5 protein-coding genes and 1 pseudogene are annotated in these 7,983 nt (G+C 69.4%); 3 read left to right on the top strand and 3 right to left on the bottom strand.

Going from position 1 to position 7,983, the window contains the following annotated elements:
* Nucleotides 1–73, bottom strand: a pseudogene (locus tag DIE02_RS26960) (hydrolase); the annotation flags it as partial.
* 300 nt (nucleotides 74–373) lie between these two features.
* Here DIE02_RS26960 and DIE02_RS26955 point away from each other — a divergent pair.
* Nucleotides 374–1,267: a LysR substrate-binding domain-containing protein gene (locus DIE02_RS26955; protein ID WP_124488879.1), complete on the top strand. Its 894-nt coding sequence runs from the start codon at nucleotides 374–376 to the stop codon at nucleotides 1,265–1,267.
* A 54-nt stretch (nucleotides 1,268–1,321) separates the two neighbouring features.
* Here DIE02_RS26955 and DIE02_RS26950 read toward each other — a convergent pair whose 3' ends face one another.
* The gene (locus tag DIE02_RS26950) at nucleotides 1,322–3,175 is read right to left on the bottom strand and encodes a sulfatase-like hydrolase/transferase (RefSeq protein WP_124488878.1); all 1,854 of its coding nucleotides are present in this window, start codon (nucleotides 3,173–3,175) and stop codon (nucleotides 1,322–1,324) included.
* Nucleotides 3,176–3,308: 133 nt separating this feature from the next.
* Here DIE02_RS26950 and DIE02_RS26945 point away from each other — a divergent pair, with 133 nt between their 5' ends.
* Nucleotides 3,309–4,325 (top strand): LysR family transcriptional regulator, encoded by a 1,017-nt coding sequence (locus tag DIE02_RS26945; RefSeq protein WP_260427338.1) that lies wholly within the window; start codon nucleotides 3,309–3,311, stop codon nucleotides 4,323–4,325.
* Between the two features lie 265 nt (nucleotides 4,326–4,590).
* Entirely contained in the window at nucleotides 4,591–6,840 is a 2,250-nt protein-coding gene (locus DIE02_RS26940) for a bifunctional diguanylate cyclase/phosphodiesterase (RefSeq protein ID WP_124488876.1), read from the top strand.
* Between the two features lie 4 nt (nucleotides 6,841–6,844).
* Here DIE02_RS26940 and DIE02_RS26935 read toward each other — a convergent pair whose 3' ends face one another.
* On the bottom strand, nucleotides 6,845–7,936 hold the full coding sequence (locus DIE02_RS26935; RefSeq protein WP_124488875.1) for a diguanylate cyclase domain-containing protein: 1,092 nt from the start codon (nucleotides 7,934–7,936) through the stop codon (nucleotides 6,845–6,847).
* Nucleotides 7,937–7,983: the final 47 nt, after the last annotated feature.

The raw sequence follows: 7,983 nt of genomic DNA, 5'->3' as shown, positions 1-7,983 counted from the left end.
TGACGATGAACGCCGCGTTCTGCGGGGTGAGCAGGTGGTCGTTCGCGGGATCGCGAATCGGTTCGCTTGCCATGGTTGCCTCCAGAGACAGGACAGGAAGTGAGAGAAATCCCGAGGGTCCAGGATGGGCGGCCGCGGCGTCGGGATCGTCGTCGCGGCGGGGCGCCCGTGCTGTCGCACACGTCCGATGCGGTGCGCGCGGCGGGCGAATGCTCCAAGCTTAGTCAATCGATTCGGCACGCGAGGCACCCGTCAGGGAAAATCTCCGGTCGCGTTCGCGCAATCGATCCCCATCGAAGAACGATGCTATGCGCGCAACAACCGGGTTTCCAGTCCCGTAGAATGCCGTCAGTGTTCTATGGGTGGAACAATCATGGATGACCTGAACGACCTCTACTATTTCGTGAAGGTGGTCGAGCACGGCGGCTTCACGCAGGCGGGGCGGGCGCTGGATGTCCCGAAGTCGACGCTGAGCCGGCGCATCGCCGCGCTGGAAGCGCACTACGACGTGCGGCTGCTGCAGCGGACGACGCGTCATTTCACGGTCACGGAAACCGGCCGCGAATTCTACGAACGCTGCCTCGCGGTGCTGGTCGAGGCCGACGCGGCGCGCGAGGTGATCGAGCGCCGGCACGCGGAGCCGCGCGGGATCGTCCGCTTGAGCTGCCCGACCGCGCTGCTCGAATATCGCGTGAGCGAGCTCGTCGCGCGCTTCATGGCGATCCATCCGGCGGTACACGTGCATCTCGAGGCGACGAACCGCCGGGTCGACCTGCTGAGCGAAGGCTTCGACCTGGCGCTGCGCGTGCGTTTCCCACCGCTGGAGGACAGCGACCTCGTGATGCGGATTCTCGGCGACAGCCCGCAGCGGCTGGTGGCCGCGCCGCAGTGGCTGGCCGGACGCACGGTGCCGGCCGACCCGGCCGAGCTGGCCGGCGAGCCGAGCCTCGACTGGGGGCCGCCGCGGCAGCACGTGTGGCAGCTGGTCGGGCCGAACGGCGAGCAGGCGCAGCTGCGCCATCATCCGCGCTACATCTCCGACGACATGCACGCGTTGCGCGACGCGGCGATTCATGGCGTCGGCATCGTCCAGTTGCCGTGCATGGTCATCGAGGACGACCTGCGCGACGGCACGCTGATCGACGTGCTGCCGGGGTGGGCGCCGAAGGGCGGCGTGATTCACGCGGTGTTCCCGTCCCGGCGCGGGCTCCTGCCGCGCGTGCGGCTGCTGATCGACTTCCTCGCCGAACACATCCGCAAGGACTGACGGCGGTGGGGCGCCGTCATCGGACGGCGCCTTTCGATCACGCCTTCCGCGCCGTCAGTGATGCTTGCGGATCTGCACCTGCACCTTTCCGTCGCGGATCGGCATCACATCGGGGCTGTCGTCGCCGACTTCGCTCGCGATCAGGTCGTTCAGCCGGCCGTTCATCGCGAGCAGCAGCTCGCCTTGCTGCTTGCGGTCCCGCGCGAGATTGTGCATTTCGGCCGGATCGTTCGCGACGTCGAACAGCTCGACGTCGTTGCGCGCGAACAGGTCCTCCAGCGTCGTCGGCCGGTTGAACTCGAGCGGCGAGAAATAGCGCGTGAACCGATAACGGCCGTCGTACACGCTGCGGATCGTGCCGCGCAGCCGGAAGTCGGGCTGCTGCGCGAGCGCGCGACGCAGCAGCGTGTCCTCGGGCACGCCTTTTTGCCGCAGCGCGGTCAGCTCCTTGAGCATCCATTCGCTGTCGTAGTAGAGCAGCATCGCGTAGTTGAACAGCGTGGCGTCGCGTGCCGCGTGCAGCTTCGCGTCGGCCGGCTTCGCGAGCCAGCGCGTGAGGTCGTGGCCCTTGAGCGCGTCGCCGCGGATCGACGCGGCGCGCGCGGTGTCGATGCCGGTCAGCCCGAGCAGCGTCGGCGCGATATCGATGTGCGACGTCAGCGCATCGCACTGCGTGCCGCCCGGATACGCGGGATGGCGGATCACGAGCGGCACGTGGTTCTGCGGCTGATAAGCGGTCGCGCCCTTGCCGACGAGCTGGTGGGCGCCGACGTGATCGCCGTGGTCGGCCGTCATCACGACGATCGTGCGCTCGTCGAGGCCGAGCGACTGCAACGACTGCAGCAGGCGCACGACGTGCGTGTCGCAGTCGCGGATGCAATTGAAGTAGTTGTCCTGGTAAATGCGCAGGCGTTCGTCGGTGAACGGATAGCGGCCGACGAGGTTCGCATGCGCGGCATTGAACATCCCGTGCGCGGCCGGTCGTCCGGGCGCGTCGTACGGCTGCCGGCGCGACGCCGCGAGCGGCACGTCGCGCCACGACGTGCGATACAGCGCGTCGTCGGGCGGTGGCGCGTTGCCGAGCATCGGATGGTTCGCGTCCTGCACGGCCGAGCCGTTCGTGTCGGTGTTCACGAACATCACGTCGTGCGGATTGACGAGGTTCACCGCGAGGAACCACGGCTTGCCTTCCTTCTCGAGCCGCGGCGCATGGTTGCGCATCCAGCTCACCGCGGCCTCGGTCGTGATGCCATCGTATTGATAGCCGCCGCGCACCATCCCGATCAGATCGCCGACGCCGAAGTAGTCGTCGAAGCCGTACGCGCGGATCGTGCGGTTGTAGTCGGCCACCGGCGCGGTGTACGGGCTCGTGGTTTCGTGCATCGTCGCGCTCAGGTGCCACTTGCCGAGATACGCGGCGTAGTAGCCGGCGTCGCGCAGCATGTGGCCGACGGTGCGCACGTCCGGCGACATGTCCTTCTGCCAGGGCATGCCCGCGTTGTCGAGCACGCCGGTGTGCTGGATGTGCTGTCCGGTGTAGACGGTGGAGCGCGACGGCGAGCACACGCACGCGGCGATCTGGTGGCGCGTGAACGTGATGCCGTCGCGGCGCAGCGCTTCGCGGCCCGGCGCGGGAAACGGCCAGCGGTCGAAGTGGCGCTCCTGGTCGGTCAGGATGAACAGGATGTTGTAGCCGGCGGGCGGCGCGGCGGGTGCCGTCGCCGCGCCGTGAAACGCGGGCGCGGGCCCGGCGTCGCCGCTTGCCGCGGCTGCCGGGGCGGCCGGCACCGCGTTGGCCGTGCGAGCGTCCGCGCCGAAACCGGCCGCCGCGACCGCCGCGCCGGCGAGCTTGAGGAACTGGCGCCGGGCCGCGGGTGCGCCGGCGGTGGGGTCCTGATCGTCTTTCACGTCGTTGTCTCCTGTTCGTGCCGGCGCGCGCCGGGGGTTTTCATGCCGACGACTATGCGGCACGATCGCGTATCGATCGATGAAAGATCGCGATCGATCAATAACCCCCGGAACATGAATGACGGAGATATCAGTGACTTTCGCGACCCGCGGCCCGGGCGGCCGCCTTGCGCCGGACCCGCTCGCGCCGCCCGGCGCGCCGGCCCACGACCCGCGCATCGCGCAGGCGCTGCGCCGGCTGCGGCTGCGCGACCTCGAGACGCTCGACGCGCTCGCCCGCACGCGCAGCTTCGCGCGCACGGCCGAGGCCGCGTCGATCACGCAGCCGGCGCTGTCGAAGTGGCTGCGCGAACTCGAGGCGTCGCTCGGCCTGCTGCTGTTCGAGCGCACGTCGCGCCGCGTCGCGCCGACCGCGTACGGCGATGCGCTGCTCGAATGCATCGGCCGCGTGCTGACCGACTTGCGCGGCGTCGCGCCCGCGTTCGACGCGTTGCGCACCGGCGCCGGCCGCCCGGTGTCGATCGGCCTGCTGCCGAACATGGCGCCGCAACTGATTCCGGGCGTGCTCGCCTGGCTGCGCGACGCGGGGCGCGCGGTGCAGCTCAACGTTCGCGAGGACACGCTCGACCGGATGCTCGCGCAGGCGCAGCGCCACGAACTCGACCTGCTGGTGTGCCGGCTCGACGTGTCGGCGCTGCGCGCAGGGCTCGACATCGCGCCGCTCTATCGCGACGACATGATCGTCGTGTGCGGGCCGCGCCATCCGCTGCTGCGGCGCCCGCGAGTCGGCTGGCGCGACGCGGCGGCGTTTCCGTGGATCGCGCCGCCGCTCGGCTCGCCGGCGCGCACGGCGCTCGATGCCGAGTTCGCGAAGGCGGGCCTCGCGCCGCCGGTCGTGATGATGGAATCGGTGTCATGGCAGACCAACCGCGCGGTCGCCGAACAGACGCCGTGCCTGTTCGTGCAGTCGGCCCGCGCGTTCGGCATGGCGGCGGCCGCCGGCGAGCGTGTCGGCCGCTTGCCGCTGAAGCTGTCGACGATGCCCGACACGGTCGGCGCGCTGTTCGCGGCGCCGGCGGGCGCGTCGGTGGCGGCCGCGATCGACGCGCTGAAGGCGGTCACGCGCGAGCCGCCGGGCGGGCACGCGTGAGGCGCCGCGCGCGCCAACCGTCTGATGAATCGGGCGCCGCCACGCGCGTCGCCGCGCATGCGGGGCGCGACCGCGCGTAAGCCCTGATGCACGCGGATGCGCGGGGCCGCGCGGATTGGTGTTAAATGTATTTTGGTACGCGTCGCGACGCGCGCTCTTGGGGACGCACCGGGCTCTCGTAAACCCGGAGCGATGAAAAAACGGCACGAAGAATCGCTACGAATCGGGCGCATCAGACCCGGTCGAACTGACGGCAGGATTCATCTTGAATACCGAACCGCAAAGTTCTCGCTACAGTCTCGGCCTCGCAGCGGAAGTGCTCGCATCCGAGCAAAGCGTGCTGAGGCTGATCACACGCAATACACCACTGCCGGAACTGCTCGTCGAGGTCTGCCGGCGCGCCGAGGCGCTGCTCGGCGACGGCGCGTCGTGCACGATCCTGCTGCTCGACGCGGACGGCGTGCACGTGCACGTCGGCGCCGCGCCGTCGCTGCCCGTGCAGTACAGCGCGGCGATCGACGGCGCATCGATCGGGCCCGCCGCGGGCTCGTGCGGCACGGCGATGTACGAGCGCCGGATGATCGCCGTCGAAGACATCGAAACCGATCCGCTGTGGGCCGACTATCGTTCGTTCGCGTTGCCGCACGGCCTGCGCGCGTGCTGGTCGGTGCCGTTCCTGGACGATACGGGCACCGTGCTCGGCGCATTCGCCGTCTATCACCGTACGCCGCGGCGGCCCACCGACACCGAAACCGACCTGCTGCGCGATATCGGCAACAGCGTCGGCCTCGCGGTGCACCAGGACTGGATCGCGCGGCAGCTCGCGCGCAGCGAGGAACATCACCGCCTGGTCGTCAACAGCCTGAACGAAGGGATTCTCGTGGTGTCGCGCGACGGCATGGTGATCGCGAGCAATCCGAGCGCGAACCGGATGATGCGTGCGAAGGGCGACCTCGTCGGCCGCCGGCTGTCGACGGTGATCCTGTACAAGCTGCGCGAGGACGGCACACCGCTCGCCCCCGACGACTGGCCGAGCCGGCTCGCGTTCACCACGGCCATGCCGCAGCTCGACTACTCGGTCGGCTTCGGGCTCGCCGACGGCGACGTCATCTGGGTGCGCGGCAACGCGGTGCCGATCGTGAAACCGGGCGAGACGCAGCCCGAATCGGTGCTCGTGTCGTTTCACGATATCGGCCCCGTGCGCGAAGCGCAGCAGCAACTGCGCTACCTGGCGACGCGCGACGCGCTGACGGGCCTCTACAACCGGCGCTGGCTCTCCGAACGGATGCGCGAGCTGTTCGGCGCGCGCGAGGCGGCGGCCGGGCCTGCGCATGTCGCGATCCTGTTCCTCGATCTCGTCGGCTTCAAGAAGGTCAACGACACGGCCGGCCACGAGGCCGGCGATGCGCTCTTGCGCAGCGTCGCGGCGCGCCTCGCGGCCTGCGCGGGCGGGCGCCACGCGCTCACGCGCGTCGGCGGCGACGAGTTCGTGATCCTCGTCGACCACTGCGACGATCCCGACGAGCTGGCCGTGCTCGCGCGCGAGGTGATCGACACGATCGCGCAGCCGTTCGAAATCGCGAACAACGAATACTGGCTCGGCGTGTCGATCGGCATCAGCGTCGCGCCGCGCGACGGCGACGATTCGGTCACGCTGATGCGCAACGCCGACTCCGCGATGTACGACGCGAAGCAGCGCGGCCGCAACCACTTCACGTTCTTCACCGCGCAGCTGAACCAGCGCCTGCAGCGCCGCTTCGCGATCGAGCAGTCGCTGCGGCGCGCGTTCTCGTCGGACATGCTGCGGCTCGCGTACCAGCCGGTCGTCGACGCGCGCAGCGGCCGCACGGTCGGCGCCGAAGCGTTGCTGCGCTGGACGAGCCCCGAACTCGGGCCGATGTCGCCGGCGGAATTCATTCCGGTCGCGGAAGATACCGGGCTGATCGTCGCGATCGGCCAGTGGGTGCTCGAAACGGCCTGCCGGCAGGCCGCCGAATGGCGCCGCACGATCGCGCCCGACCTGACGCTCGCGGTCAACCTGTCGCCGCGGCAGTTCCACGAGGGGCTCGTCGAGTCGGTCTACCACTGCCTCGCGCAGACGCAGCTCGATCCGGGGGCGCTCGAACTGGAGATTACAGAAGGATTGCTGATGAACGACACGGACACCGTGCTGCCGATGCTCGAAGCGCTCACGGACATGAACGTGCGGATCTCGGTCGACGATTTCGGCACCGGCTACTCGTCGCTCGCCTACCTGAAGCGTTTCCCGCTGCACAACCTGAAGGTCGACCGTTCGTTCGTATCGGGCGTGCCTGATCATCGCGACTCGGTCGCGATCACGCAGGCCGTCGTCGCGATGGCGCATTCCCTCGGGATGAAGGTCACCGCGGAAGGCGTCGAGACCCAGGCGCAGTCGTGGTTCCTGCAGCAGATCGGTTGCGACATGCAGCAGGGCTACCTGTTCGGCCGGCCGCTCGATCCGACCGATTACGCGCGCCGGCTCGTCACCGTGTAGGCGTTCAGGCGAAACCGCCGCCGGCCGGCGGAACCGGGGGCGCCGGCGGCGCGTCGATCTCGACGCGATTCTTGCCGTCGTGCTTCGCGCGATACAGCGCGCGATCGGCCGCCTCGATCAGAGCGGTGGTCGGCAGGCCGGGGGCCGGCACGATGCTCGCGCCGCCGATGCTGATCGTCACGTAGCGGCCCGTCGACGCGTGCACATGCTCGAGCCGCAGCGACTCGACCGCGAGGCGGATCTTCTCGCCGAGCAGCCGCGCGGCGCCCGGCGACGTGGCCGGCATCACGACCGCGAACTCCTCGCCGCCGAAACGCGCGGCGAGATCGCCGGACTGCCCGAGACAGCGTTCGATGGTCGTCGCGACCTGCTTGAGCACGCTGTCGCCCGACACGTGGCCGTACGTGTCGTTGTACAGCTTGAAGTTGTCGACGTCGATCATCAGCAGCGACAGCTCGCTGCGCTCGCGCGTGCCGCGCCGCCATTCGGCGGCCAGGTATTCGTCGAGATAGCGGCGGTTCGACAGCCCGGTCAAGCCGTCCGAGTGCGTGAGGCGCCGCAGTTCGAGATTGGCCTCGAGCAGTTGCTGCTGCGATTGCCGCAGCGCGCGGTAGGCCTCGTCGCGCTGCAGCAGGTTCATGTACGAGCGCGAGTGATAGCGGATCCGCGCGACCAGTTCGATGCGGTCGGGCAGTTTCACGAGATAGTCGTTCGCGCCGGCCGCGAACGCGGCGCTCTTGATCACCGGCTCTTCCTGCGTCGACAGCACGATGATCGGCACGTCACGCGTCGCCGGATTCGCGCGGTATGCCTTCACGAGGCTCAGCCCGTCGATGCCGGGCATCACGAGATCCTGCAGGATCACGGTCGGCCGCGTCTCGATCGCGGTCGCCAGCGCGTCGTCCGAGCGCGGGCAGTAGTGGAAGTCGATGCCGTCCTCGTCGACGAGCGCGCGCCGAATGGCTTCCGCGACGATCGTCTGGTCGTCGACGAGCAGGACCATCGCGGGGGTGTCGGCGTGCGGCGTGGGCGGCACGTGCAAGGCGTCGAACGCCGCCTGCAGGCTGCCGGGCGGGCGGGTGAGGTCGCTGGTCATGATTGATGCAGGGTCGCGCCATGGCTGCGACGGGTGTGACAGGGTTT

This window comes from Burkholderia sp. Bp8991, assembly GCF_003853795.1.
Taxonomy (GTDB): Bacteria; Pseudomonadota; Gammaproteobacteria; order Burkholderiales; family Burkholderiaceae; genus Burkholderia.
Note: the sequence above shows the minus strand (reverse complement) of the source record. Positions and strands in the feature narration are given on the sequence as shown.